Origin of the sequence: Streptomyces sp. NRRL WC-3605 (assembly GCF_001509795.1) — a bacterium.
Classification (GTDB): domain Bacteria; phylum Actinomycetota; class Actinomycetes; order Streptomycetales; family Streptomycetaceae; genus Streptomyces; species Streptomyces viridochromogenes.
In genome coordinates this window covers 149,567-175,713 of record NZ_LLZN01000056.1, presented here as the reverse complement: position 1 = coordinate 175,713, position 26,147 = coordinate 149,567, and the positions used below count along the sequence as shown (strand labels likewise).

24 protein-coding genes are annotated in these 26,147 nt (G+C 72.5%); 13 read left to right on the top strand and 11 right to left on the bottom strand.

Annotated features, from left to right (window positions below; all coding sequences use genetic code 11):
* Positions 1-71 precede the first annotated feature (71 nt).
* Positions 72-1,757 carry a cytochrome c oxidase subunit I gene (gene ctaD, locus ADL34_RS17725; protein ID WP_062670698.1) on the bottom strand — a complete coding sequence of 562 codons (1,686 nt, stop codon included), beginning with the start codon at positions 1,755-1,757 and terminating at the stop codon, positions 72-74.
* Positions 1,758-2,227: 470 nt separating this feature from the next.
* On the opposite strand from ctaD, the gene ADL34_RS17720 reads away from it, so the two are divergent.
* Entirely contained in the window at positions 2,228-2,443 is a 216-nt protein-coding gene (locus tag ADL34_RS17720; protein ID WP_062670700.1) for an I78 family peptidase inhibitor, read from the top strand.
* Between the two features lie 103 nt (positions 2,444-2,546).
* Here ADL34_RS17720 and ADL34_RS17715 read toward each other — a convergent pair whose 3' ends face one another.
* A complete protein-coding gene (locus ADL34_RS17715) occupies positions 2,547-3,572 on the bottom strand; it encodes a phosphatase PAP2 family protein (RefSeq protein ID WP_062670702.1) in 1,026 nt (341 codons plus the stop codon).
* A 455-nt stretch (positions 3,573-4,027) separates the two neighbouring features.
* Between ADL34_RS17715 and ADL34_RS17710 the strand changes: the two genes are divergently transcribed.
* Positions 4,028-5,629, top strand: coding sequence for an MFS transporter (locus ADL34_RS17710; protein WP_062670704.1), 1,602 nt, complete (start codon positions 4,028-4,030; stop codon positions 5,627-5,629).
* 126 nt (positions 5,630-5,755) lie between these two features.
* Positions 5,756-6,946 (top strand): acyl-CoA dehydrogenase family protein, encoded by a 1,191-nt coding sequence (locus ADL34_RS17705; protein WP_062670706.1) that lies wholly within the window; start codon positions 5,756-5,758, stop codon positions 6,944-6,946.
* A 35-nt stretch (positions 6,947-6,981) separates the two neighbouring features.
* On the opposite strand, the gene ADL34_RS17700 is transcribed toward ADL34_RS17705, so the two are convergent.
* Complete coding sequence (locus ADL34_RS17700; RefSeq protein ID WP_062670708.1) at positions 6,982-7,419, bottom strand: cell division protein SepF; 438 nt, start codon at positions 7,417-7,419, stop codon at positions 6,982-6,984.
* 315 nt (positions 7,420-7,734) lie between these two features.
* On the opposite strand from ADL34_RS17700, the gene ADL34_RS17695 reads away from it, so the two are divergent.
* The 3 genes from ADL34_RS17695 (at position 7,735) to ADL34_RS17685 (ending at position 11,932) form a co-directional block, all read left to right on the top strand.
* Positions 7,735-8,964, top strand: coding sequence for a DUF5685 family protein (locus ADL34_RS17695; protein WP_199835586.1), 1,230 nt, complete (start codon positions 7,735-7,737; stop codon positions 8,962-8,964).
* A 576-nt stretch (positions 8,965-9,540) separates the two neighbouring features.
* A complete protein-coding gene (locus ADL34_RS17690; protein WP_062670710.1) occupies positions 9,541-10,446 on the top strand; it encodes a S1 family peptidase in 906 nt (301 codons plus the stop codon).
* 403 nt (positions 10,447-10,849) lie between these two features.
* Complete coding sequence (locus ADL34_RS17685) at positions 10,850-11,932, top strand: S1 family peptidase (RefSeq protein WP_062670712.1); 1,083 nt, start codon at positions 10,850-10,852, stop codon at positions 11,930-11,932.
* Between the two features lie 58 nt (positions 11,933-11,990).
* On the opposite strand, the gene ADL34_RS17680 is transcribed toward ADL34_RS17685, so the two are convergent.
* Positions 11,991-13,028, bottom strand: a complete 1,038-nt coding sequence (locus tag ADL34_RS17680) for a hypothetical protein (RefSeq protein ID WP_062670713.1) — start codon at positions 13,026-13,028, stop codon at positions 11,991-11,993.
* A gap of 156 nt (positions 13,029-13,184) precedes the next feature.
* On the opposite strand from ADL34_RS17680, the gene ADL34_RS17675 reads away from it, so the two are divergent.
* Together ADL34_RS17675 and ADL34_RS17670 are read left to right on the top strand one after the other, a co-directional pair.
* A complete protein-coding gene (locus ADL34_RS17675; protein ID WP_062670715.1) occupies positions 13,185-16,700 on the top strand; it encodes a DNA polymerase III subunit alpha in 3,516 nt (1,171 codons plus the stop codon).
* A complete protein-coding gene (locus ADL34_RS17670) occupies positions 16,697-17,671 on the top strand; it encodes a DNA polymerase Y family protein (protein WP_062670717.1) in 975 nt (324 codons plus the stop codon). Before ADL34_RS17675 ends, ADL34_RS17670 begins: the two co-directional genes overlap by 4 nt.
* Before the next feature lie 3 nt (positions 17,672-17,674).
* On the opposite strand, the gene ADL34_RS17665 is transcribed toward ADL34_RS17670, so the two are convergent.
* The gene (locus ADL34_RS17665; RefSeq protein WP_062670918.1) at positions 17,675-18,049 is read right to left on the bottom strand and encodes a cupin domain-containing protein; all 375 of its coding nucleotides are present in this window, start codon (positions 18,047-18,049) and stop codon (positions 17,675-17,677) included.
* Between the two features lie 84 nt (positions 18,050-18,133).
* Here ADL34_RS17665 and ADL34_RS17660 point away from each other — a divergent pair, with 84 nt between their 5' ends.
* Together ADL34_RS17660 and ADL34_RS17655 are read left to right on the top strand one after the other, a co-directional pair.
* The gene (locus tag ADL34_RS17660; protein ID WP_062670719.1) at positions 18,134-18,580 is read left to right on the top strand and encodes a MarR family winged helix-turn-helix transcriptional regulator; all 447 of its coding nucleotides are present in this window, start codon (positions 18,134-18,136) and stop codon (positions 18,578-18,580) included.
* A 178-nt stretch (positions 18,581-18,758) separates the two neighbouring features.
* Positions 18,759-19,628 (top strand): esterase/lipase family protein, encoded by an 870-nt coding sequence (locus tag ADL34_RS17655; RefSeq protein ID WP_062670721.1) that lies wholly within the window; start codon positions 18,759-18,761, stop codon positions 19,626-19,628.
* A 130-nt stretch (positions 19,629-19,758) separates the two neighbouring features.
* Here ADL34_RS17655 and ADL34_RS17650 read toward each other — a convergent pair whose 3' ends face one another.
* Positions 19,759-20,769 (bottom strand): lytic polysaccharide monooxygenase auxiliary activity family 9 protein, encoded by a 1,011-nt coding sequence (locus tag ADL34_RS17650; RefSeq protein ID WP_062670723.1) that lies wholly within the window; start codon positions 20,767-20,769, stop codon positions 19,759-19,761.
* A gap of 164 nt (positions 20,770-20,933) precedes the next feature.
* Between ADL34_RS17650 and ADL34_RS17645 the strand changes: the two genes are divergently transcribed.
* On the top strand, positions 20,934-21,383 hold the full coding sequence (locus ADL34_RS17645) for a GNAT family N-acetyltransferase (RefSeq protein WP_062670725.1): 450 nt from the start codon (positions 20,934-20,936) through the stop codon (positions 21,381-21,383).
* 31 nt (positions 21,384-21,414) lie between these two features.
* Here ADL34_RS17645 and ADL34_RS37040 read toward each other — a convergent pair whose 3' ends face one another.
* Positions 21,415-21,549: a hypothetical protein gene (locus tag ADL34_RS37040; RefSeq protein ID WP_107115694.1), complete on the bottom strand. Its 135-nt coding sequence runs from the start codon at positions 21,547-21,549 to the stop codon at positions 21,415-21,417.
* 144 nt (positions 21,550-21,693) lie between these two features.
* Here ADL34_RS37040 and ADL34_RS17640 point away from each other — a divergent pair, with 144 nt between their 5' ends.
* Positions 21,694-22,308 (top strand): class I SAM-dependent methyltransferase, encoded by a 615-nt coding sequence (locus ADL34_RS17640; RefSeq protein WP_062670727.1) that lies wholly within the window; start codon positions 21,694-21,696, stop codon positions 22,306-22,308.
* A 4-nt stretch (positions 22,309-22,312) separates the two neighbouring features.
* On the opposite strand, the gene ADL34_RS17635 is transcribed toward ADL34_RS17640, so the two are convergent.
* Both ADL34_RS17635 and ADL34_RS17630 read right to left on the bottom strand, forming a co-directional pair.
* A complete protein-coding gene (locus ADL34_RS17635; protein ID WP_062670729.1) occupies positions 22,313-22,816 on the bottom strand; it encodes a DUF402 domain-containing protein in 504 nt (167 codons plus the stop codon).
* Entirely contained in the window at positions 22,797-23,726 is a 930-nt protein-coding gene (locus tag ADL34_RS17630; RefSeq protein ID WP_062670920.1) for a GNAT family N-acetyltransferase, read from the bottom strand. The genes ADL34_RS17635 and ADL34_RS17630 overlap by 20 nt, the downstream gene beginning before the upstream one ends.
* A gap of 70 nt (positions 23,727-23,796) precedes the next feature.
* Here ADL34_RS17630 and ADL34_RS17625 point away from each other — a divergent pair, with 70 nt between their 5' ends.
* On the top strand, positions 23,797-24,168 hold the full coding sequence (locus tag ADL34_RS17625; RefSeq protein WP_062670731.1) for a GntR family transcriptional regulator: 372 nt from the start codon (positions 23,797-23,799) through the stop codon (positions 24,166-24,168).
* Here ADL34_RS17625 and ADL34_RS17620 read toward each other — a convergent pair.
* Both ADL34_RS17620 and ADL34_RS17615 read right to left on the bottom strand, forming a co-directional pair.
* Positions 24,156-24,950 (bottom strand): DUF72 domain-containing protein, encoded by a 795-nt coding sequence (locus tag ADL34_RS17620; protein ID WP_062670733.1) that lies wholly within the window; start codon positions 24,948-24,950, stop codon positions 24,156-24,158. The two genes, ADL34_RS17625 and ADL34_RS17620, sit on opposite strands and share 13 nt — an antisense overlap.
* A 28-nt stretch (positions 24,951-24,978) precedes the next feature.
* Positions 24,979-26,073: a DUF5925 domain-containing protein gene (locus ADL34_RS17615; RefSeq protein WP_062670735.1), complete on the bottom strand. Its 1,095-nt coding sequence runs from the start codon at positions 26,071-26,073 to the stop codon at positions 24,979-24,981.
* Positions 26,074-26,147: the final 74 nt, after the last annotated feature.

The window sequence follows — 26,147 nt, the reverse complement described above, 5'->3', positions numbered from 1 at the left end:
CCACCCGTCGGCGTCCCGCGTCCCCTACGTGACCCGGCAGGGCAATCTGAGCGTCGAGAGCCGGTTAGCGGTCAGGACGACGCCTGGTGGGACGGCGGTTCGGGCTGCGGCGCCTCCAGCGCGTGCTGCGGATGGTGCAGGTCGAACGCCGGGGCCTCCGAGCGGATGCGCGGCAGCGCCGTGAAGTTGTGCCGGGGCGGCGGGCAGGAGGTCGCCCACTCCAGCGAGCGGCCGTAGCCCCAGGGATCGTCGACCTCGACCTTCTCGCCGTACCGGGCCGTCTTCCAGACGTTGTAGAGGAACGGCAGCGTCGACAGGCCGAGAAGGAACGCGCCGATCGTGGAGACGGTGTTCAGGGCGGTGAAGCCGTCGGCGGCGAGGTAGTCGGCGTACCGGCGGGGCATGCCCTCCGCGCCCAGCCAGTGCTGCACCAGGAACGTCGTGTGGAAGCCGACGAACAGCGTCCAGAAGTGGATCTTGCCGAGCCGCTCGTCGAGCATCTTCCCGGTGAACTTGGGCCACCAGAAGTGGAACCCGGCGAAGATCGCGAACACCACGGTCCCGAAGACGACGTAGTGGAAGTGGGCGACCACGAAGTAGGTGTCGGAGACGTGGAAGTCCAGCGGCGGCGACGCGAGGATCACCCCGGTCAGACCACCGAACAGGAACGTCACCAGGAAGCCCGTCGCCCACAGCATCGGTGTCTCGAAGGACAGCGAGCCCTTGATCATGGTCCCGGTCCAGTTGAAGAACTTCACCCCGGTGGGCACCGCGATCAGGAAGCTCATGAAGGAGAAGAACGGCAGCAGGACCGCGCCCGTGACGAACATGTGGTGCGCCCACACCACGATCGACAGCCCGGTGATCGCCATCGTCGCGCCGACCAGCGTCAGATAACCGAAGATCGGCTTCCGGCTGAAGACCGGGATGATCTCCGTGACGATGCCGAAGAACGGCAGCGCGATGATGTACACCTCGGGGTGCCCGAAGAACCAGAACAGGTGCTGCCACAGCAGCGCCCCGCCGTTGCCCGCCTCGAACACCACCGAGCCGAACCGGCGGTCCGCCTCCAGCACCAGCAGCGCTGCGGCCAGGACCGGGAACGCCATCAGGATGAGGATCGACGTGAACAGCGTGTTCCAGGTGAAGATCGGCATCCGGAACATCGTCATCCCGGGGGCGCGCATCCCGATGATCGTGGTGATGAAGTTGACGGCGCCCAGGATCGTGCCGAAGCCGGCCAGGGCCAGACCCATGATCCACAGGTCGGGGCCGATGCCGGGGGAGCGTTCGAGGCTGTTGAGCGGCGCGTAGGCGAACCAGCCGAAGGCCGCCGGCCCGTCCGGCACGATCAGCGAGCCCATCACGATCAGCCCGCCGAACAGGAACAGCCAGTACGAGAACATGTTGAGCCGGGGGAACGCCACGTCCGGGGCGCCGATCTGCAGCGGCATCAGCTCGTTGGCGAACCCGGCGAAGGTCGGCGTGGCGAACAGCAGCAGCATGATCGTGCCGTGCATCGTGAAGAGCTGGTTGAACTGCTCGTTGCTCACGATCTGCATCCCGGGCCGGGCCAGCTCCGCCCGCATCAGCAGTGCCATCAGACCGCCGGCCAGGAAGAACACGAACGACGTGATCAGGTAGAGATGACCGATCTTCTTGTGGTCGGTCGTGGTCAGCCAGTCGACGACCACCCGGCCCCCAGGCCTCCCACTCGGCATGGGTCGTGCCGTCGCCGGTACGGTCTGCGTCCCCATCGCTCGCTCGCCCCTTCGCTCGCCGTGCCCCGGGCCCACTGAACCCGCGCGGCACGCGCCGACGCGAGCTCACGCCATGATGCTCGCGTCGGCGGTACGGCGACAGAGGGCGTACGGAGGTTCTGTGGTAGAACCATGTACTTTCCGTGCGGAACCGGTTGCCGGAGCCCGCGCGAAATCCCGGGAAAAGGAGTGCCGAGGCGCTTGTGCCGGAACTCTCGCGCCCCCTTCCCAAGGGCCTTCGGAGACACGCGGAAATTACGTTCGAATGCCTGCGGCGGGCGCCGGAAATCCCTCGTTCGTGTGACGGCCCATCGTGTCCTCCACGGCCGTTCCGGTGAGTGGCACGCGTGTCGTGAGCCTGTGACAGAAGCGTGACTCCGAGAGGACGCGGACGGCCCGGGAGCGCGGTACCGCACCCCGCCGGCCCCTCTGGCCCGATCCCGCGCCGAGGCCCTAGCGTGGGCCGCATGGCACCCATTCCGCATCCCCCCACCGAACCCCAGGACGACCCGGACACCTACGTCGGCCTCGACGCCGACGGAGCCGAGCGGCGCGCCCGGACCCGAGGGTGGTCCACGGTGCGCGCGCTGCCGCCGGGGGCGATCATCACGATGGAGTACCGCGCGGGACGGCTGAACTTCGAGGTGAAGGACGGCCAGGTCGTGCGGGCCTGGAAGGGCTGAGCACGCAGAAGGCCCCGGCTCCCGAGGAGGGAGCCGGGGCCTTCTGCGTGCCGCGGGGCGTCATGTGTGTGTACCGGACGCCGCCGGGGTGTGAGCCGGGGTGTCAGCCGCCCGTCACCGGGCGGGCCGTGGAGGTGGCGCCGCGCGTGGTGCGCTCCGTGTGCGGCGGCCGGCGGCTGCCGGTCGGCGTCCCAGGAGCGCGCTCGGCGCGGGCGGTGTGCGGGCCGGGCGCCAGATAGACCGGCGCCCGGGGGGAACGGGACGGAAGGCCGGTTTCCCGGGCCGCGACCTCCTCCTCCACGGCGGTGGGGCGCGCGGGGAGCCGTACCGGGGCCTCGACCGGTGTGACCGGCACGGCCGCTCCGGCGGCCCGGCGCTCCCGCCAGCGGTCGCGCAGGTCGAGCAGCCAGGTCTCGGCGCGGGCGATCAGCGGCTCGAACCAGGGCAGGGCGAGCAGGATCAGCAGGCCGGCGGTCCAGCCGAGCACCACGTCGCTCAGCCAGTGCGTGCCGAGGTAGACGGTGGACATGCCGACGCCCAGCGAGGTCACCGCCGACAGGGCGGACAGCCAGCGGCGGGCTCTGGGGGTGGAGGCCAGATAGGCGAGGATGCCCCACGTGACCACGGCGTTCGCGGTGTGACCGCTCGGAAATATATCGCCGCCGAGCCACATCTCGTTCGAGCCGATCTCGGTCGCGTAGTGCGGCCCCAGACGCCCCATGCCCAGCTTGGCGGCGCCCACGGTCACGTTCAGCAACAGCAGGGAGACGCCGAGCGCGAGCAGCGGACGCAGGGTGTGCTGCCGCCAGGAGCGCCAGCCCAGCCACGCGGCGACCATCACGGCGGTGGGGCCGCGCTGGCCCAGCACCACGTAGTAGTCGACGAAGGCGTGGATCTCGGCCCACTGCTGGTACGGACGGAAGAACATGACCTGCCAGTCCAGCCGGACCAGCCACGAGGTGACGACGACGGCCCACACGATGGCCCCGTAGAAGGCGAGGGCCGCCGCGAAGAGCACGACCCGGTGCGGGGTCATCCGCGGCACATCGATGTGGGCCGGGCGTTCGGGCTCCCGGTCCAGCCTGGCGAAGACCCGGTCCAGACGGGTCAGCTTCGGTTCGGTACACACCCAATCGACGTTACAGCGAGTGAGCGCGGTACAACGGCGATTCCCCGTCTTTGTGATGACGATGTGATGTGGCATTCCTCTCAGCGCGGCCTTCAATTCCTGTGAATCGCCAATCAGCCGCCGCTCTTTCCTTCAATTCCATTGATCGCCGCGGCCCTTTGTTATTCGCGTCTTATGAATTCGTTCATCGGAGCCTCGGGTGACCTTTGCCCGCCGATCACCCTCCGGGGTGGGCCGGACGGGGGTGGGATACGGCCGGTGGTGTGGCGTACGCCACAGGTGTCGGGCGGAGCTCTGAGAGGTCCGCCACTCGGCCCCCGCGCGGACTCGCGTACTCTGACGAGTCACTCGCCCTTCGTCGCGCGGGCCGGAGACACCGCTTACTCCGGCCGAGTCTCGGGGAGTCCCCACCCCGTGAGCCCGCCGGGGCGAGGGAACATCTGGGAGGTACGTACATGTCCGGGACGACCACGGCCGCCGCTGCGCTGCGCCGTCGGGCGGCCGGGGCCGGTGCCAACCGCTGGGTCGTCCTCGTCGTCCTCTGCGTCAGCCTGCTGCTGGTCGCCGTCGACGCCACCGTCCTCCACGTGGCGGTTCCCGCCGTCACCGAGGACCTCCGGCCCGGCGCGATAGAACTGCTCTGGATCGTCGACATCTACCCGCTCGTCTGCGCCTCGCTGCTGATCCTCTTCGGCACGCTCGGCGACCGGGTGGGCCGCAGACGCGTGCTGCTGCTGGGGTACGGCCTCTTCGGCCTCGCCTCGGGGCTCGCCGCCCTCGCCCACGATCCACAGGTGCTGATCCTCGCCCGCGCGCTGCTCGGCGTCGGTGGCGCCATGATCATGCCGGCCACCCTGTCCATCCTGCGCCAGGTCTTCCCCGACCGGCGTGAACGCGCCCTCGCCATCGGCATCTGGAGCGCCGTCGCCGCCGTGGGCGCGGCGGTCGGGCCCCTGCTCGGCGGGTTCCTGCTGGAGCACTTCTGGTGGGGCTCGGTCTTCCTCGTGAACATCCCGCTGATGCTGGTCAGCCTGCCGGTGGGACGCCTGCTTCTGCCCGAGTCGAAGGGCGACGGCCGGGGCCCCTGGGACGTCGTCGGCGCCCTCATGGCGGCGGCCGGACTGTTCGGCGTCGTACTGGGCGTCAAACGGCTCGGCGGCGGGGAGCCCGTCGTCAGCGCGCTCACCCTGGCACCGCTCCTGACCGGCGCGGTCCTGCTGGTCCTCTTCGGGCGACGTCAGCGGCGGCGGACGTATCCACTGGTGGACCTCCGGATGTTCGCGCGGCCCGCGTTCAGCACCTCCGTCGGGTGCATCGTGCTGGCCATGCTCGCCCTGGTCGGCCTCGAACTGATCGCCGCGCAGTACCTCCAGCTGGTCCTCGGGCTGTCCCCGCTGGAGACCGGGCTGCGGCTGCTCCCGCTGACCTTCGCCGCGATGGCGGCCGGGCTCGCGGGGGCGCGGATGCTGCGCCGCTTCGGGCCACGCGCGATGGTGTGCTTCGGCTTCTGCCTGACGGCCGCCGCCGTGGTGCTGCTGACGTTCATGGGACGGACCGACAACTCCGCGCTCATGGTCGCCGGCTTCCTCCTGCTCGGCTTCGGGCTGGAGACCACGCTCTTCGGGGCGTACGAGTCGATGCTCTCCGAGGCGCCGCAGGAGCAGTCCGGCGGCGCGGCGGCCATCGGCGAGACGTCCTACCAGCTCGGCGCCGGCATCGGGATCGCGCTGCTCGGCAGCGTGATGAACGCCGCCTACGCTCCCGGCCTCACCCGCGTCGACGGCGTACCCGCGTCCGCCTCCTCGTCCGCCTCGCACTCCCTGGGCGAGGCCTACGAGGTCGCCGCGCAGCTCGGCGGACACGCGGGCCTGGCCCTGCGGCACGCGGCCCGGGACTCCTTCGTGCACGGGCTGCATGTGACGCTCCTCGTCAGCGCCGGTCTGCTGCTGCTCGGGGCCGCGATGGCGCTGCGTCTGCCCCGCGTCATGCAGTGCGAGGCGCCGCCGGTGGAGCTGCCCAAGCCGCGGGAGGCCGTGGAGCCCCGCGTCTCCGCCTGACCGGGCCCCGCCCGAGGGGCCCGCGTGGTGCGGGTGCGCACTGGACGTGCGGGGGAGCGCGTCGTAGCGTCGGGCCAGTCGATGATGATGAGCGGTGCTAGTTTTCGTGCTGCCGGAGGGTGTCCCATGTCCGCGTCCGTGAAGTTGCCCCCGTTCGACCCCGCCGACCCCCTCGGCATCGACGACCTGCTCGAACCCGAGGACCTGGCGGTCCGGGACACCGTGCGGCAGTGGGCGGCGGACCGGGTCCTGCCCCATGTCGCCGAGTGGTACGAGAACGGCGAGCTGCCCCAGATCAGGGAGCTGGCCCGGGAGCTCGGTGAGATCGGCGCCCTCGGGATGTCTCTCACCGGCTACGGCTGCGCCGGCGCCTCCGCCGTGCAGTACGGCCTGGCCTGCCTGGAGCTGGAGGCCGCCGACTCCGGCATCCGGTCCCTCGTCTCCGTGCAGGGCTCGCTCGCGATGTACGCCATCCACCGCTTCGGCAGCGAGGAGCAGAAGCAGACCTGGCTGCCCCGGATGGCCTCCGGCGAGGTCATCGGCTGCTTCGGGCTGACCGAGCCCGACCACGGCTCCGACCCCGCGTCCATGCGCACCTACGCCAAGAGGGACGGCACCGACTGGGTGCTCAGCGGCCGGAAGATGTGGATCACCAACGGCTCCGTCTCCGGGGTCGCCGTGGTGTGGGCGCAGACCGACGACGGCATCCGCGGCTTCGTCGTGCCGGCCGACAGCGCCGGGTTCTCCGCGCCGGAGATCAAGCACAAGCTGTCGCTGCGGGCCTCCGTCACCAGCGAGCTGGTGCTGGACGACGTACGGCTGCCGGCCGACGCCGTGCTGCCGGAGGTCGTCGGGCTGAAGGGCCCGCTCAGCTGTCTCTCGCACGCCCGGTACGGGATCGTGTGGGGGGCCATGGGGGCGGCGCGGTCCTGCTTCGAGGCCGCGGTCGACTACGCGAAGACGCGGGAGCAGTTCGGCCGGCCGATCGGGGGCTTCCAGCTCACCCAGGCCAAGCTCGCCGACATGGCGCTCGAACTGCACAAGGGGATTCTGCTCGCCCACCATCTCGGGCGGCGGATGGACGCCGGCCGCCTGCGTCCCGAGCAGGTCAGCTTCGGCAAGCTCAACAACGTCCGCGAGGCCATCGACATCTGCCGTACGTCCCGGACGATCCTCGGTGCCAACGGGATCTCGCTCGAGTACCCGATCATGCGGCACGCGACCAACCTCGAGTCGGTGCTCACCTACGAGGGCACCGTCGAGATGCACCAGCTCGTGCTGGGCAAGGCGCTCACCGGGCTGGACGCCTTCCGGTGAACCCGTGAGGGGCAGGGCCGGCGAGCGGCCCTGCCTCAGCTCTGGTTGTAGAAGCCGTCCGCGCGGTGCGCCGCCGGCTCGCCGCTGACGATCTCGGTGTCGGCGGGGGACAGCAGGAACACCCGGTTGGACACGCGGTCGATCGAACCGCGCAGCCCGAAGATGAGTCCCGCCGCGAAGTCGACGACACGCTTGGCGTCGGCGGGCTCCATCGCCGTGAGGTTCATGATGACCGGGACGCCCTCCCGGAACAGCTCGCCGATGGCGCGGGCGTCCCGGAAGCTGTCCGGGGTGACCGTGCCGATACGGCGGCCCTTCTCCTCGGCGACGTCCGTGGCCACCTTGACCCGCGGGTCGGTGACCCAGGCATCCCCGGTTTCGGTCCCTTCGGAGTAGTCGTCGTCGTAGTAACGCTCGTCATCGTTGTCGTCAACGAGGCCCAGCCAGGCACTCGCCTTGCGCACCGATCCCATGGACGCCTCCTCTCACAGCGGTCTTTCTTTCCATTCCGCATCCCTATGGTCATCCATGATGCGGACGTCGCGCCAAGTGGATAGACGCCGCGCGGGGGGTTTGTGACGGTACTGGTGCACAGCGAATCCGTCGAGAGTCCGTGTCCCCCAAGGGGCGTGCCACAAACGGCTGCTGACTGTGAGTGAAATATGATTCTTCGCGGCGTCCGGGTGACGAGGGGTGCGTCCGGGTGAACGACGCGCCCGGGGGGAAAGGCACGGCGGCCGGTACGATGCGGCAGCTCGGCACAGCGGAACAACCTCGGGGGGAGCGTCATGTTCGGAATGGTCAGGCCCTGCCGTCATCGGCTCGGAGAGCGGTTCACCAGTGAATGGATGGCGCATCTGTGCGGTCTGTGCCTCGCGCTGCGCGGGGACCACGGGCAGCTGGCGCGGGTGGTCACCAACTACGACGGGCTGCTGATATCCGTCCTGACGGAGGCTCAGTCGGACCGGGCCGACGCGCTGCGGCGTACGGCGGGGCCGTGTCCGCTGCGCGGCATGCGCACGGCGTCCGTCGCTCAGGGTGAGGGTGCCCGGCTCGCCGCCGCCGTCTCACTGGTGCTCGCCTCGGCCAAGGTGCGCGACCATGTGGCCGACGGGGACGGGCTGCTGGCCCGCAGGCCGGTGGCGCTCGCCGCGCGGCGGGTGGCCGCGGGCTGGGGTGCGGCAGGTCTGCGCTCCGGCTCCGCCGTCGGCTTCGACACGGCCGTCCTCGTCGACGCCGTCGACCGGCAGCTCGGCATCGAGACGCTCGCCGGACCCGGCACGCCGATCCTCACCGTCACCGAGCCGACGGAGACCGCGACCGCCGCCGCCTTCGCGCACACCGCCGTCCTCGCCGGGCGGCCGGGCAACGCCGGGCCGCTGGCCGAGGCGGGGCGGCTCTTCGGGCGGCTGGCGCACCTCCTGGACGCGGTGGAGGACCTGGCCGCCGACGCCGAGGCCGGCGCGTGGAACCCGCTGACCGCGACCGGGACCTCGCTCGCGGAGGCGCGGCGGCTCGCCGACGACGCCGTGCACGGCGTACGGCTGGCGCTGCGCGAGGTGGAGTTCACCGAGCCCGGACTCGCGCATCTGCTCCTCGTGCACGAACTGAGGCGTTCCGTGGACCGGGCGTTCGGCACGACGCCGGTCTGCGCCTCCCATCAGCCGGGCCCCTACGGGCAGCCGCCGCAGCATGGACCACACGGCGCGCAGCAGAACCCGTACGCCGGTGGCGGAAATCCGTACGCCGGGGGCACCCCGTACGCCGGGGGCGGGGGAGCGCCGGGTGGGGGTGGGGGCGGCTTCGGCGGCTTCGGCGGCGGTCCGGCACCGCAGCCCCCGAAGGGGCGGCGCGGATTCTGGGCCGGCTGCGGCATGTTCTGGCTGCTGTGCTGCACCTGCAAGCTGTGCTGCGCGGAGGAGTACGAGGGTCCCTGGTCCCGGAAGAAGCGCGAGGGCTGCTGCCGCGACTGCGACTGCGACGGCTGCGACTGCTGCTGCCCGTGCGACGGTTGCTGAGGGCTGCCCCGTAATCCGCGCTGATCCACTGCGGATTACGGGACAGCCCGCAGGGGCACCCAGCGCCGTTCGCCCCGCCCGGATCGGGGGAGGGCGGGGGCGGCATCCGGAGGGGTAAATTCCGGCCACTCGGTGGACGGTGGAGGCGTGCGTGGGAGCGGGGCCCGGCGGGTCGGTGCGCGTCGGGGCGCGTGGCGTGTGGAGTCCCGGGGGCGTGTACGCCGGGTGTCAGAGTGGGTGCCGCGTGCCGACTGGTGTCCCGCCGCGACCATGGCCCACTCACCTCTTGTGCGGGTGCCGGGCGCCTCTCCGCCCCCTTTCGGGCCGGCGGGGGCGCGAGGCGCGCAACCTGCCCTGACCGGCGCCGATGCGGACAGCCTCGGCCAACACGCACACATCGTTCAAATGTTGACGGCCGAAAGGCACCCTTGTGCCGACCGGTCGTTCGGCCGAATACTCCCCTCAGCGCTTGTCAGGGGCACGGCATGTTCGGAACCCGGACGACCGGCTCGCTGACTGCGCCTCACCGGCCCCGACCCCACGCGGGCCCCCGACTTCCCTTGGAGGGAACGAAACGTGAGGATCAAGCGCACCACTCCCCGCAGCGGCATCACCAGACGGACCCGGCTGATCGCCGTGTCCTCCGGACTCGTCGCCGCGGCGGCGTTCGCGATCCCCAACGCGACCGCCGCGGAAACCCCCACCACCTTCAGCGCGTCCCAGCTCAAGAGCGTCAGCGGCTCCGTGCTGAAGGCCGACGTCCCGGGCACCGCCTGGGCCGTCGACAGCAAGACCAACCGCGTCACGGTGACCGTCGACAGCACGGTCTCCCAGGCGGAGATAGCGAAGATCAAGGAGCAGGCCGGGTCGAACGCCGACGCGCTCATGATCAAGCGCACCCCCGGCAAGTTCCAGAAGTTCATCCAGGGCGGTGACGCCATCTATGCGAGCAGCTGGCGCTGTTCGCTCGGCTTCAACGTCCAGGACAGCAGCGGCAACCAGTACTTCCTGACCGCCGGCCACTGCACCGACGGCGCGGGAACCTGGTACTCCAACTCCGGGCGCACCTCGGTCATCGGCTCGACCGCCGGTTCCAGCTTCCCGGGCAACGACTACGGCATCGTGCGCTACTCGGGCTCCGTCAGCCGGCCCGGCACCGCCAACGGCGTGGACATCACCCGCGCCGCCACGCCGAGCGTGGGCACGACCGTCATCCGGGACGGCTCGACCACCGGTACGCACAGCGGCCGGGTCACCGCCCTCAACGCGACCGTCAACTACGGCGGCGGCGACATCGTCTCCGGCCTGATCCAGACCACGGTCTGCGCCGAGCCCGGCGACTCCGGCGGTTCGCTCTACGGCAGCAACGGCACGGCGTACGGTCTGACCTCCGGCGGCAGCGGCAACTGCTCCTCCGGTGGCACGACCTTCTTCCAGCCGGTCACCGAGGCCCTGTCCGCCTACGGCGTCAGCGTCTACTGACCGTCGTGCCGGCACGGCACATGTGAGGTCCGCCCGGCATCGGGCCGAGCCCCCCGCACGCGATCGCGTGCGGGGGGCTCGTCGTTGTGCCCCTGAGGCCGAGGGGCGATTTCAGGACAGGAGTAGACCTCACCCGCTGCTGATGCCCCGCTCGCTCGCGGTGTTTGCTGAGCGAAGGCGGCAGGCGTGACTGTGCATGGTCAAGAGTTGGGGGGTGTGTGCGTGTGTTCTGTGCCCGTCCTGAAGTCGACCTTGTGTCCTCCTGTCGAACATAGGAATAGTGAGGCGTGTTCAACCGGCGCGGGTGTGGCTTTTGTTGTGAGTCGCCCCCGTGGCCGTACGCCTTCCGGTCCGACGAGGTCCCCACAACCTCCCGGGCCGACCCCCCACAGGAGGACGTGAGTTGAAGCACCGACGCATACCCAGGCGCCGTGTCGCCGTGGCAGGTGCGGGCATCGCCGCACTGGTCGCCGCCGGAGTGACCTTGCAGTCTGCGAACGCGAGTGAGACGCCGGAGGCGTCCGCGCCGAAGCCCCTGTCGGCCGGCGCGGCCGGAAAGCTCGCCTCGACCCTCGTGAAGGACCTCGGCGCCGACGCCGCGGGCACCTACTACGACGCCCAGGCCAAGAGCCTCGTGGTGAACGTCCTCGACGAGGCCGTCGCCGGCACCGTCGAGGCGGCCGGCGCCGAGGCGCGGGTCGTCCAGAACTCGCTCGCCGAGCTCAGAAGCGCCCGCACCACGCTGCAGAAGGACGCCACCATCCCGGGCACCGCCTGGGTGACGGACCCGACCGCCAACAAGGTCGTGGTCACCGCCGACCGCACGGTCTCCAAGGCCGAGTGGGCCCAGCTCACCAAGGTGGCGGACAAGCTGGGCGCCACGGTCGAACTGAAGCGCTCGAAGGGGGAGTTCAAGCCCTTCCTCGCGGGCGGTGACGCGATCACCGGCGGCGGCGGGCGGTGCTCGCTCGGCTTCAACGTCGTCAAGGGCGGCGAGCCGTTCTTCCTGACGGCCGGGCACTGCACCGAGTCCATCTCGACCTGGTCCGACTCCAGCGGCCAGGAGATCGGCACCAACGCGGACTCGAGCTTCCCGGACAACGACTACGGCCTGGTCAAGTACACGGCCGACGTCGACCACCCGAGCGAGGTGAACCTGTACAACGGTTCCTCGCAGGCCATCAGCGGTGCCGCCGAGGCCACCGTGGGCATGGCGGTCACCCGGAGCGGTTCCACCACCCAGGTGCACGAGGGCAAGGTGACCGGCCTGGACGCCACCGTGAACTACGGCAACGGCGACATCGTCAACGGGCTGATCCAGACCGACGTCTGCGCCGAGCCCGGCGACAGCGGCGGCTCGCTGTTCTCCGGCGACAAGGCGGTCGGCCTCACCTCCGGTGGCAGTGGTGACTGCACCTCCGGCGGCGAGACCTTCTTCCAGCCGGTGACCGAGGCACTGTCCGCCACGGGTACCGAGATCGGCTGACACCTCTCCACGAGAGCCCCGCCCCCGCTGTCGGGGGGCGGGGCTCTTCGCCGTCCCCTCACGGGGTGGCGGCGGACTCCGGCCGGTCCCGGTCCCGGCCCCGCAGGGTCGCCGCCAGCAGGGCGACGGCCACGCCGCCGACCGCCCACGCCGACATGACCAGCAGGGAGCCCGCGGAGTCGTTGCCCCGGAAGTAGGCGATCGAACGGGCCGCCCAGGTGCCCGCGCCCGGGGGCAGGGCGGGGCCGATGTCCTTCCAGAACGGCGGGAGCAGCGGAGGCGGCAGGGCGCCGCCCGCGCTCGGGTTGCCCAGGATCACCACGATCAGGATGGCCAGACCGATGCCGGCCAGGCCGATGAGGGACTGGAAGGCGAGGGTGGCCGCGCCGACCGCGAAGACGGTCAGGGTGCCCAGGCCCCACAGGGCGGGGAGGCTGCCCGGGAGCGCGCCCAGGATCGGCCCGACGATCAGGGCGCCGCCGAGTCCCGCGACGGCGGCGGCGACGGCCATCGCGAGGAGGCGGATCAGGGTGCGTCGCGGGGTGGGGCGGCGGGCGCCGGAGCTGATCGTCATGATCGACGCGCACAGATAGCCGCCCACGCACCAGCCCACGACCAGGTAGAAGGACGTGAGTCCGTTGGCGTCCTGCGGGTCGGCCGGGATCACGTCGACGGTGCGCAGGGTGCGGTGCTGTGTCCGCTCCAGGCCGGCGAAGAGCGTCTGCAGAGTGAGGGCCAGGACCTTCCCGCCGCCGCTGGCGACCAGGAGGGTGTCCCGGGTGCCGGCCGGGTCGATCACCAGGGCGCCGTCGATGTCGCGGTTCAGGATCTGGGCGCGGGCGGTCTTCGCGTCGGGGAGCGCGCGGGGGTCCAGGGGGCTGTCGGGCAGCCCGGCCAGCCGGTCCACCGCCTGCGCGGCGACCGCCGGGGGCGCCACGACACCGACGGGGACGTCCTTGGGCTTCGGGTCGTGGAGCGCGCCGACGTAGGACGTGATGAAGAGCAGGCTGAGGGCGAGCACGCCGGCCACGAGCAGGGTGGCCCGGGGGGTGACGGCCTCCTTCACCTCGGCGAGGAAGGGGGTGGGCTGCGTCATGCCTCCACGCTCCGTCGAGGGCGGCGTCCGCGCAGGTGGGGAAGGACCGGATGAGTGTCGTACGAGTGTTCGATAAAGGGGGCGGAGATGGTCTATGGTGAGGGAGTAGGGAACTGATGTTCGAGGGTCGATCTCGGGCCCGCCAAGGAGGTGCGTGTGTCGGGCTTCACGCATCTGCGCACCGTCTCGGGGTTCTCCCTGCGGCACGGCGCCTCCCATCCGGAGCGGCTGGCCGAGCGGGCCGCCGAGCGGGGCATGGACGCCCTGGCCCTCACCGACCGGGACTCGCTCTCCGGCGCCGTCCGCTTCACCAAGGCCTGCGCCGCGGCCGGGGTGCGCCCGCTGTACGGCGTGGAGCTGGCGGTGGAGGAGTCCGCGCCGCGCGGGGAGGCCCCGGGGCGCCGGCGGACCCCGGTGCGCGGCGGCGCGTTCGTCGACGAGCCCGCGCAGCGGGTCACCTTCCTCGCCCGGGACGGGGCACGCGGCTGGGCCGACCTGTGCCGGCTGGTCTCCGCCGCCCACCGCGGCGACGGCCCGCCCCTGCTGTCCCGGGCGGACAACCACGGCGACGGGCTGACCGTCCTGCTCGGACCCGCGTCCGACGTGGCCCGCGCGCTCGCCGCCGGCCGCCCCGACCGGGCGGCCCGGCTGCTCGAGCCCTGGCGGGAGGCCTACGGCGACGCCCTGCGGCTGGAGGCCGTGTGGCACGGGCGCCAGGGCACCGGGCCGGGGTCGCTGCGGCTCGCCGCCCGGACGGTGGGCTTCGCCGCCGAGCAGCGGGTCCGGCCCGTGCTGAGCAACGCCGTGCGGTACGCGGACCCCGGCCTCGGGCCGGTCGCCGACGTGCTGGACGCCGCGCGCCGGCTCATGCCCGTCGACGCCCTCGGGGAACGGGACTCCGGTCAGGCCTGGCTCAAGGGCCCCGAGGAGATGGAGCGGGTCGCCGAACGGGTCGTGGAGGCGGCGGGCTTCCGTCCCGGCGCCGCGCGCCGGCTGCTGGAGCAGACCGCGGCGACCGCCGACGAGTGCCGCGTCGACCCCGAGGACGACCTCGGCATCGGCACCGTCCACTTCCCCGAGCCGTATCTCGTCGGCGCCGGCCGGCGCTCCGCCCAGCGGGCGCTCGCCTCCCGGGCGGTGGCCGCGATGGTGCGGCGCGGCTACGACGGGCGGCGTGCGTACTGGGAGCGGATGCACCACGAGCTGGACATCATCGCCCACCACGGGTTCGCCTCCTACTTCCTGACGGTGGCCCAGGTCGTCGACGACGTACGGGCCATGGGGATCCGGGTCGCCGCCCGGGGGTCCGGCGCGGGCTCGCTCGTCAACCACCTGCTGGGCATCGCGCACGCCGACCCCGTCGAGCACGGGCTGCTGATGGAGCGCTTCCTGTCCAAGCGGCGGCTGGTGCTGCCGGACATCGACATCGACGTGGAGTCCGCACGGCGGCTGGAGGTCTACCGCGCGATCATCGACCGGTTCGGGAGCGAGCGGGTGGCGACCGTCTCGATGCCGGAGACCTACCGGGTGCGGCACGCGATCCGGGACGTGGGCGCGGCCCTGTCCATGGACCCGGCCGACATCGACCGCATCGCCAAGTCCTTCCCGCACATCCGGGCCCGGGACGCCCGAGCGGCCCTGGACGAGCTGCCCGAGCTGCGCCGGCTGGCCGGGGAGCGGGAGCGGTACGGCAGGCTGTGGGAGCTGGTGGAGGCGCTGGACGCCCTGCCGCGCGGCATCGCCATGCACCCGTGCGGGGTGCTCCTGTCCGACGCCTCCCTGCACTCCCGGACGCCCGTCGTGCCGACCAGCGGCGAGAGCCTGCCCATGTCGCAGTTCGACAAGGAGGACGTGGAGGACCTCGGGCTGCTCAAGCTCGACGTGCTCGGGGTGCGGATGCAGTCGGCGATGGCGCACGCGGTCGCCGAGGTGGAGCGGGCCACCGGCGAGCGGGTCGACCTGGACGGGGTGCCCGACGGCGACCCGGCGACGTACGGGCTGATCCGGTCCACCGAGACGCTCGGCTGCTTCCAGATCGAGTCACCGGGCCAGCGGGACCTCGTCGGACGGCTCCAGCCGGCCACCTTCCACGACCTGGTCGTGGACATCTCGCTCTTCCGGCCCGGACCGGTCGCCGCCGACATGGTGCGGCCGTTCATCGAGGCCCGGCACGGGCGGGCACCGGTGCGCTACCCGCACCCCGACCTGGCGGAACCGCTGCGCGACACGTACGGGGTCGTCGTCTTCCACGAGCAGATCATCGACATCGTGCACCTGATGACCGGCTGCGGACGGGACGAGGCCGACCGGGTGCGGCGCGGGCTCTCCGACCCGGAGTCGCAGGCGCGCATCCGGGTGTGGTTCGCCCAGCACGCGGCCGCCAAGGGGTACGACGCGGAGACCATCGGGCGGACCTGGGAGATCGTCGAGGCGTTCGGCTCGTACGGCTTCTGCAAGGCGCACGCGGTCGCCTTCGCCGTGCCGACCTACCAGTCGGCCTGGCTGAAGGCCCACCACCCGGCCGCCTTCTACGCCGGGCTGCTCACCCACGATCCCGGGATGTACCCGAAGCGGCTGCTGCTGGCGGACGCGCGGCGGCGCGGGGTGCCGATCCTGCCGCTGGACGTGAACGTCTCCGGCGTCACCCATCGGATCGAACTGGTGTCTGATTCAGGGGAGTCCGGCGGCACCTGGGGACTGCGGCTCGCCCTCTCCGGCGTGCACGGCATCAGCGAGGCCGAGGCGGCCCGGATCGCCGCCGGGCAGCCGTACGCCTCCCTGCTCGACTTCTGGGAGCGGGCCCGCCCCAGTCGTCCGCTCGCCCAGCGGCTCGCCCAGGTCGGGGCGCTGGACGCGTTCGGCGCCAACCGGCGGGACCTGCAACTGCACCTGACCGAACTGCACCGGGGCGCCCGGGGCGGCGGCGGGGACCAGCTCCCGCTGGCCGGCGGCCGGCGGACGGCCCCGGCCGGACTGCCCGACCTGACCTCGGAGGAGCGCCTCAGCGCCGAACTGGGAGTGCTGTCGATGGACGCCTCGCGCAATCTCATGGACGACCACCGGGAGTTCCTCCAGGAGCTGGGCGTGGTCGGCGCGCGCCGGCTGCGCGAGGCGCGGCACGGGGAGACCGTGCTGGTCGCGGGCGCCAAGGCGGCCACCCAGACCCCGCCGATCCGGTCCGGCAAGCGGGTCATCTTCAGCACGCTCGACGACGGGACGGGCCTGGTCGACCTCGCCTTCTTCGACGACTCGCACGACGCCTGCGCCCATACCGTCTTCCACTCCTGGCTGCTGCTGGTGCGGGGCGTCGTGCAGCGGCGCGGGCCGCGCAGCCTCAGCGTCGTGGGCTCCGCCGCCTGGAACCTCGCGGACCTGCTGGAGGTGCGCCGGCGCGAGGGACTGGAGGGCGTCGCCGCCCGGCTGGCCGGTGACGGCGGCCCCGGGGACGGCCCCGGCGCCGACGGCGAGGGGGCGGCGCGCCGCCGGCTCGCCGGGTCGGAGGGGGAGCCCGCACCGGCCGGCTCCGCGGCCCAGGACCGCATGGAGCGGCAGCGGACGATCCGCATGTCCACGGGGTACGAGATGCACCCCTGGGCCGATCTGCGTCCCGCGGGCGAAGGGTCCGCGGGTGGACGGAAGTTGTGGCACCAGAGTCCGGGGAGTGCGGGATGACCATCCTCTGCGTACGTTTCCAGCTGCCGACCGGGGACGAGACGGCCCTGCCCGGGCTGCTCGGACTGCTGGAGGACTTCACGCCCGTCGTCCAGGCGCTGCCCCCGGACCTGGCGCTGGCCGATCTGCGCGGCGCCGAACGGTACTTCGGCCGGGACGCCGTCGAACTGGCGTCGGTGATCCGGGTGCGGGCCCTCGCCCACCACGGGGTCGACTGCGCGATCGGCGCGGGCCCGGGCCCCGTGCTGGCCCGCGTGGCCCTGCGGGACGCCCGGCCCGGCGTGACCGGCGTGGCACCCCGGGACCCGGACGCCCTCGCGGAGTTCCTGGCCGAGCGGCCCGTGGCGGCGCTGCCCGGCGTGGGCCCGGCCGCCGCCCGCACGCTGGGCGCGTACGGCCTCGAAACCCTCGGCCGGGTCGCCGCCGCACCCCTGTCCACCCTTCAGCGGCTGATCGGTGCCCGGGCCGGCCGGGAACTGCGCGAGAAGGCGAGCGGCATCGACCGCGGCCGGGTCGTCCCGGACGCCGTGTCCCGCTCACTGGCCACCGAACGTCCCTTCGCCCGCGACGAACTGGACCCCGGACACCACCGCCGCGCCCTGCTCTCCGCCGCCGAGGAACTGGGCGCCCGGCTGCGCGCCCTGGACAAGGTCTGCCGCACCCTGACCCTGACCGTGCGCTACGCGGACCGCTCCTCCACGACACGCAGCCGCACCCTGGGCGAACCCACGGCCCACTCGGCGGCGCTGACCAGGACGGCCTACGGCCTGTACGAGGCCCTGGGCCTCCAGCGCGCCCGCGTCCGGGCGGTCGCGCTGCGCGCCGAGGGCCTCGACCCGGCCGAACGGGCCCCGTATCAGCTCACCTTCGACCCGGTGGACGAGAAGGCGCGCCGCGTCGAGGAGGTGGCGGACCGGGTGCGGGCGAAGTTCGGGGCGCACGCGGTGGTGCCGGGGGCGCTGGCCGCGTGAGCCTCAGCGGGCCCACGGGGGAGCGATGCGCGTCCCGTCCGCGAGTTCGGCCTCAAGGCCGACGAGCGTGGTCACCCAGGTGATCGCGGGACGCGCGCCGTGGTTCTCGACGGTGAGGGTGGCGCCGGCATTGACGATGAGGGTGTCGCCCGCGGTGACGTGGGTCGTCTCCCCGTCGAGCGTGACGCGCAGTTCGCCGTCGAGGACGTGCAGGATCTCCTCCTTGGTGACGGTGTGCGCGGGCGCGCGGGTGCCGGCCGGCACCTCGCCGCGCCAGGCGCACAGCTCCCGGCTGCCGGTGAGCGGGGTGGCGTACGAGACGAAACGGGCGCCGTGCATCTCGTGCACCACGGCGTCGGACGGACGGACGACGGGCATGACGAACTCCTTCACAATGGTCAAGCTGCTTGACTATATGGTCAAGCTTCTTGACCAGTCGGTCAAGGGTGTTTCAATGCCTGCGTGCAGAACTCCGACGCCATGGCCCTGTCCGCCGCCCTGCTCGCCGCCGCCGGCGACCTCACCCGGCGCATCCACGACGGCGTGGTCGCCCGGGGCTTCGAGGGGCTGCGGCCCGCGCACGGGTTCGCGTTCGCCCGGCTCGCCCCGGACGGCGCCACGGTCACCGAGCTCGCCGCCCACCTCGGGGTCACCAAGCAGGCCGCGAGCCAGCTCGTCGACGAGATCGTGCGCAAGGGGTACGCCGAGCGGCGGCCGCATCCCGCCGACGCGCGCGCCCGGCTGGTCGTGCTCACCGGCCGGGGGTGGGCCTGCACCCGCGCCGCCGAGGAGGCGGCGGCGGAGGTCGTGGGCTCCTGGGCCGCTGAGCTGGGCGAGGGGGAACTGCGGTCCCTGCTGCACGGGCTGACGCGCATCGCCTCCAACGGCCCGGTCCGTCCTGGTTGGTGACGTCCTGTCGGGGGGCTCTATCAGATCCCCTGGTTACCACTGGAAGTTTTTACCGACGCGTAACTTCCCACCGGTGCTACTCGCCCGTAACTTGACGAGTGAACAGCATCCTTCGTGATCCGGATCACAGGGCGCAAGGCCGTCGCACCTCCCCCCTGAGTCGCGAGGAGATCACCCGATGCTGCCCTGGAAACGAGTGCTCAGACCCCTGGCCGCACTGCTGCTGACCGCCGCGGTCGCCGTCGTCCCCGCCACCGCCGCCCAGGCCGCCCCGGCGCCGAAGGCCCCCAGCAGCGGCTGGAACGACTACTCCTGCAAGCCCTCCGCCGCCCACCCCCGCCCCGTCGTCCTGGTGCACGGCACCTTCGCCAACTCCGTCGACAACTGGCTGTTCCTCGCGCCCTATCTGACCAACCGGGGCTACTGCGTCTTCTCCCTCGACTACGGCGAACTCCCGGGCGTGCCGCTCTTCCACGCCCTCGGCCCCATCGACAAGTCGGCCGAACAGCTGTCGGCCTTCGTCGACAAGGTGCTCGCCGCCACCGGCGCCGCGAAGGCCGACCTCGTCGGCCACTCCCAGGGCGGCATGATGCCCCGCTACTACCTCAAGTTCCTCGGCGGCGCCTCCAAGGTGAACGCCCTCGTCGGCATCGCGCCCAACAACCACGGCACCACCCTGTCCGGCCTCGCCAACCTGCTGCCGTACTTCCCCGGCGCCGGCGACCTCCTGAACGCCGCCACCCCCGCCCTCGCCCAGCAGGTCGCCGGGTCCGACTTCATGAAACGGCTCAACGCGGACGGCGACACCGTGCCCGGGGTGCGCTACACCGTCATCGCCACCAGGTACGACGAGGTGGTCACCCCGTACCGGACCCAGTTCCTGACCGGCTCCTCCGTGAAGAACGTCCTCATCCAGGACAAGTGCGCGCTCGACCTGTCCGAACACGCCCTCGTGGGCCTGACCGACCGCATCGCCTTCCACGAGGTGACCAACGCGCTCGACCCGGCCCACGCCACCCCCACCACCTGCGCGTCCGCGATCGGCTAGTGCCGTGCCGGGCGCCGCGAGCCGGTGAACCCTTCCGGTCACAGCGCTGGCGGCCGACCGCGAGCACACCGCCGGGGCCTGACCGGCCTGAGCCGCCGTTCAGGCCCCGGAACTCAGGGGTGCCCCCGGGTCAGCGCCGGGCGCCGCCCGCCGCCCGCCGGCGCACCGACGCGAACAGGACCGCCGAACCCAGCGCCAGCGTGGCCGCCCCGCCCACCGCCAGATACCCGGTGGAGGCGTCCCCTCCCGTCTCCGCCAGGTTCTCCCCGGCGCTCGCGGCCTTCGGCCGGTTCGCCGCGACGGACGGCGTCGCCCCGGCCGCTGCCGGCTCGGCCGACGTGCGGGCGTCCTGGTCCCCGTGCCCGCCGTGCTCGACCGTCGACTTCTCGGTACCGGCCTCGATCTGCTTCTCGGAGGGCGCGGACGCGCTCGGCGCCGCCGACGACCCGGGGGCCGTCGTGGACCCGCCGCCCGCGGTGCCGCCGCCGCTCCCGCTGCCACTGCCGCCACCGAAGGTGACGTCCGAGCAGGAGTAGAACGCCTCAGGGCTGTCCGAGCGCTGCCAGACCGCGTACAGCACCTGCTTGCCCGACCGCTCGGGCAGCGTGCCGGAGAACGTGTAGAAGCCGCCCTCCGCCACCGGGTCCACGGCGCTCGCCACCGGGTTCGCCAGATCCAGGTCACCCCAGGCCAGCGGCTTCGACGGGTCGTAGCCCGGCTTGGTGACGTACACCTTGAAGGTGCCCTTGTGCGGGGCCGTGACCCGGTACTTGAAGGTGTACGACCCGCTCTTCACGCTCGTCGCCGGCCAGTCCGCGCGGGCCAGGTCGAGCCCCTTGAACTCGGCGTTGTTCGCGCTGCACAGCTTCCCGTCCGGGATCAGCTCCTGGTGCCGGCCGCCCGCGTCCCCGATGCGGATGCCGTTCCAGTCGTACAGGGCCTGGGTGCCGCCGGCCGCGACGGCCGCCTTGCACGCGGCGGACCCCGGGCTCTCCGGGCCCTCCGCGTAGCACTGCGAGACCCGGCTGACCGGGTCGCCCATCGAGCCGTGCGCCGAGGCGGGCGCGGCGGCGAGTGCGGTCAGGGCGAGCGGCGTCAGACCGAGCGCGGCGACGACGGCGGCCTTGCGGCGTGCGGGCATGGCGGATCTCCTCAGGGGCCTGGTGCAGGGGGTGAATCCCGTGGGGGCGATCAGAAGTTAGCCCGGACGAAGGCCGAAATCGCCTGCCGGAGAGAGGTGATGGCGATCTTTAGGGTCGCCTTAAGGAACCGCTCAGCCTGGGATCAGGTAGATAGCGTCGTCCCATGACGAGCGAGCAGATCCGGCCGGCCACCGCCGCCGACGTACCGGCCGTGAAGGCGGTGACCGACGCGGCGTTCACGCCGTACATCGAGCGCATCGGGGTGGTGCCCGTGCCCATGGAGGCCGACCACGCGGCGAACGTGGCCGCGGGGAAGGTGTACGTGACGGGCCGGCCCGTGACGGGGCTGGTCGTGTTGGAGGCGCACACCGACCACCTGTACCTCGACACCCTCGCCGTGCACCCCGACGCCCAGGGGCAGGGCGTCGGGGGACGGCTGCTGAGGTTCGTCGAGGCACACGCGCGTGCGCTCGGCCTGCCCGAGGTCAGGCTCTACACGAACGCGATGATGTGGGAGAACCAGAGGATCTATCCGAAGTACGGCTACGAGGTCGCCGAGAGGCGCGTGAGCGGGCCCTACGACCGCCTGCACTACCGCAAGCGGCTCGGCTGATCCGGTCCGGTACGGCGGACGGCGCGGCGTCTCAGCCTTCCGGCCACCAGGTGCGGGCGATGTCCTTGCGGATCTCGGGTCGTCCCGACGGGGACAGATCCGCCTCCTCGCGGACCTTGCGGGCATCCGACTTCTTCAGGGGCTTCTGCACGGTTGTCCGGCGCATGGCTGCCTCCTTCAGTGCAGGCCTACCGTGTTCCGCGTTGGCACGGAGGTAGACACGTGCGGGGAGAGTTCCTCATCGCCGCAGGTCCTGTCAGTGGCGGCCGTCACGAATCCCGTTGTCAGTGGCGGGTGTCACGCTGGGCCCATGACGAACGGTGAACAGCCTCTCGGCAGTGCGTACACGGACTGGGACGCCGCCGCGCCCGCCTTCGACGACGAGCCCGACCACGGCCTGCGCGACCCCGAGGTGCGGCAGGCGTGGGCCGACCGGCTGCGCTCCTGGCTGCCCGCCCGCCCCGGCGACCTCCTCGACGTCGGCTGCGGCACCGGCAGCCTGTCGCTGCTCGCGGCCGAGCAGGGACACCGGGTGACGGGCGTGGACCTGTCCCCGGCGATGGTGGAGCGCGCCCGCGCCAAGCTCGCCGGACGTGACGCCGTGTTCCTCGTCGGTGACGCGGCGGCGCCGCCGGTCGGCGAGGACCGCTTCGACGCCGTGCTCGTCCGGCACGTCCTGTGGACGCAGGCGGACCCCGCGCGCGTGCTGCGGCACTGGGCGGGGCTGCTGCGGCCAGGGGGACGCCTCGTGCTGGTGGAAGGCGTGTGGGGCGCGGTCAGCCCGGTCGGCATACCGGCGGACCGGCTCACCGGCCTGCTCGCGCCCCTCGCCGGGGACGTCCGCGTGGAGCGTCTGTCGGGTGACGCCCGGCTGTGGGGGAGGGCCGTGACCGACGAGCGGTACGCGGTCGTCGCCGTCCCGTAGCCGCCTACCGCAGCAGCGACTCCAGGCCGCCCTCGCCCCTCGCGCGCGCCTCCAGCTCGTCCAGGGCGGCGACCGCCGCGGCGGCGGCCTCCGGGTCCGCCTCGGTCAGACCGCTCTCGGCGAACTCGTCCTCGTCGAGCCGGCGCACCTCCGCCCCGTCGGCCGAGCACCACAGGTCCAGGTCGAGGTCCTCCACCACCAGCTCGCCGCCCGAGCGCGTGGCCGGGCGGGTGACGTCGCAGTACCAGCCCTTGCGGGCGCCCGACGCGGCGCGGACCTCCTTCACCGAGTACCAGCGGTCCCGCCAGTAGTACTCGGTGAACACGTCGCCCGGCTCGAAGCGCACGAAGCCGAAGTCGCGGACCCCTGAGCCCGCCCACGGGGCGCGGACGGCGACGCGGACGCCGTCATCGTCCAGCAGCTCCGCCGCGTAACGGATCTTCGTTCGCCCGCCCTTGACGAGCACCACGTCCAGCCGGACGGGCCGGTCAGCCGAGTTCGCGGACATGCCGCACCTCCGTCGCGCGGATCTCGTACCCGAGCCGGCGGTTGATCGCCAGCATGGGTGCATTGTCGCTGTCGTTGCCGGTCAGCGCCTCCTCGTACCCCGCCGCGCGGGCGCGGTGCAGGGAGTGGCTCTTGACGAGCCCCGCCAGGCCCTGCCCGCGCAGGGCGCGCGCGGTCCCGGTCATGGCCGTCGCGTAGCGGGTCGTGCCGTCCGTGTGGGCGAGGCTGAAGGCCACGGGACGGCCGCCGGCCACCGCGACCGAGGTGAGGCCGAGGTCGAGGAGGGGATGCCGCCAGGTCTCCCGCAGCCAGACCTCGTAGTCGGTGAACTCGGCGGGTACATCGCTCGGTTCGTCCGCCGTCACCTCGGCGTCCAGCAGGAACAGCGGGCGCGGGTCGTCCGCGAAGTCGGCGGCCGTGCGCAGCTCCACGCCGGGCGGCGGGTCCGGGAGCTGTGGCGGGGCCCCGCCGGCCAGGTCCAGGCGCAGGAAGTGGGAGGAACGGCTGGGCCGGTAGCCGCGGCGCTCGGCGAACGCGCGGTGCCCCGGCTCGTCCAGCACCCAGGAGAACAGCCTGGTCGCGCCCCGCGCCGCCAGATGCTCCTCCGCGGCCCGCACCAGCAGCCCGCCCGCGCCGCGCCGCGTACGGTCCGGCCGCACATAGACGTTGAGGTGGCCCTGGCCCGGCTCCGGGCTGTCGTACGCCAGTCCGGTCTGGACCGTACCGATCGTCTCGCCGTCCTCCTCCGCCACCAGGCAGCGGTAGTGGGCGTCGGGGTGCGTGTGCGTCCGATGGTGGCGGACCGCGTCCTCGTTCCACAGCATGTGCGGAAGGGCGAGATGCCGGCAGTGGACGAACCGCCCGACGTCACCGGGGTCTTCGATACGGAGGTCGCGCACGATCACGGTCATGGGGCGCACGCTAGACGGGGACCTGCCGGGGGTGCCTCTCATTTTCCGGCGGGTACGGGACAATCGGCCTGTGACCTTGAAGATCCACATCGACGACAGTGCCGTCGCGCCGTACGAGCAGGTGCGGGCGCAGATCTCCGAGCAGGCACGGTCGGGGGTGCTGCCGGTGGGCTACCGGCTTCCCACCGTGCGCGGGCTCGCCCAGTCCCTGGGGCTGGCCGCCAATACCGTCGCCAAGGCGTACCGGGCGCTGGAGAACGACGGGGTGATCGAGACGCGGGGCCGCAACGGCACGTTCGTGGCCGCCGCCGGCTCGGCCGCCGAACGGGAGGCCGCGTCGGCCGCCCAGGCGTACGCCGAGCGGGTCCGCAGGCTCGGCCTCGACGAGGACGCGGCGCTCACGGCCGTACGGGACGCGCTGCGGGCCGCCTACGACGACTGAGCCGCGTCCTCGCCCGGGCTCAGCAGACGCTCCGGCGTACGGGTCGGCTCCCGGCCCGCCCTGCGCGCCGCCCGCGCGAACGTCATGGCGTCCTCGACCGCCGCGCCCGTCGGGTCGTTGTTGAAGTACGCGTACACGTCCTCGCCGGCGGACCAGGTGCCGGTGATGCGCCGGACCCAGGTCTCCAGCGCCTGCCGGCCGTAGTGCGGCCAGCGCCGGGCGCGGCCCACGTGGAAGCGGACGTACCCCCAGTCCGCGGTGCGCCACAGCGGGGTCACCGGGCGCGACTCCACGTCGGCCCAGCACAGGGCGGCGCCCCGGGCCTCCAGGACGTCCCGCGTACCGGACGTCCACCAGCTGTCGTGCCGGGGCTCGACGGCCACCCTGACGCCGGCCGGGAAGCAGGCAAGGCAGGCGTCCAGCAGCCCGGCGTCCGCCCGTAGCGTCGGCGGCAGCTGGAGCAGGACCGGGCCCAGCCGGTCGCCGAGACCCTCGGCGTGGGTCATCAGCCGGTGCACCGGCTCCTCGGGGTCCTTCAGCCGTTTGATGTGGGTCAGATAGCGGCTCGCCTTCACCGCGACCACGAAGTCGCCCGGCACCCGCTCCCGCCACGCCTCGAAGTTCTCGCGCGAGGGCAGCCGGTAGAAGGCGTTGTTGAGCTCGACCGTGGCGAACCGGGCCGTGTACTCCTCCAGCCACCGCCGCATGGGCACGTCCGACGGGTACAGGACGTCCCGCCAGTCCCGGTACTGCCACCCCGAGGTGCCGACGAACAAGGTCATACATCCATCAAAGCACCCAGGATCCGCGTCACAGGTACAGCCCGGCGTCGGCGCCGTCCCGCGGGTCCGGGAGCGACGTCGGCGAGGTGCCCCGCTTCAGCGCGTACAGCTCCGCCAGGGTGGCGCCCTCGCGGCCCACGCCCTCGTCCGTGCCGAGCCAGCCGATCGCCTCCGGGCGGGTCAGCGGACCCACCTCGATCCGGGCCAGACAGCGGCCCGGGCGGACCACGGCCGGGTGCAGCCGCTCCAGGTCCTCGTTGGTGGTCACGCCGACCAGGACATTGCGGCCCTGGCCCAGCAGGCCGTCCGTCAGGTTCAGCAGCCGCGACAGGGCCTGGCCCGCGGTGTGCTTCGCCTCGCCCCGGATCAGTTCGTCGCAGTCCTCCAGGAGCAGCAGCCGCCAGCGGCCTTTGCCCGTGGAGTCGTCCTCGCCGATCGCGATGTCCATCAGGTAGCCGACGTCGCCGAACAGGCGCTCGGGATCCAGCACGCAGTCCACCTGGCACCAGTCCCGCCACGAGCGGGCCAGGGTCCGCAGCGCCGACGTCTTGCCGGTGCCGGGCGGGCCGTGCAGCAGCAGGAGCCGGCCCGCGATGTCCTCCGGCGTCGTCTTCATCAGCCGGTCCATCGCGTCCGCCACCGGCGCCGTGTAGTTGGGCCGCACCTCCTCCCAGGTGCCCGCGGAGATCTGCCGGGTCGTGCGGTGCGGGCCGCGCCGCGGCGAGACGTACCAGAAGCCCATGGTCACGTTCTCCGGCTGCGGTTCCGGTTCGTCGGCCGCGCCGTCCGTCGCCTCGCCCAGCACCCGGGCCGCGAGTTCCTCGGTGGTGGCGGTCACGGTGACGTCGGCGCCGCGGTTCCAGCGGGAGACGAGCAGCGTCCAGCCGTCGCCCTCCGCCAGGATCGCGCTGCGGTCGTCGTCACGGGCCGCGCGCAGCACCCGCGCGCCCGGCGGCAGCAGGGTCGCCCCCGACCGGACGCGGTCGATGTTCGCCGCGTGCGCGTACGGCTGCTCGCCCGTCGCGAAGCGGCCGAGGAACAGCGCGTCGACGACATCGGACGGCGAGTCGCTGTCGTCGACGTTGAGCCGGATCGGCAGAGCGTCGTGTGGGTTCGCAGACATGCGGCCATGATCCGTCACCGCGGGTCGCCGTGCACCCGGTTTCCCCGTCGCGTCCGTCCCGTGCCGCCGCGCCA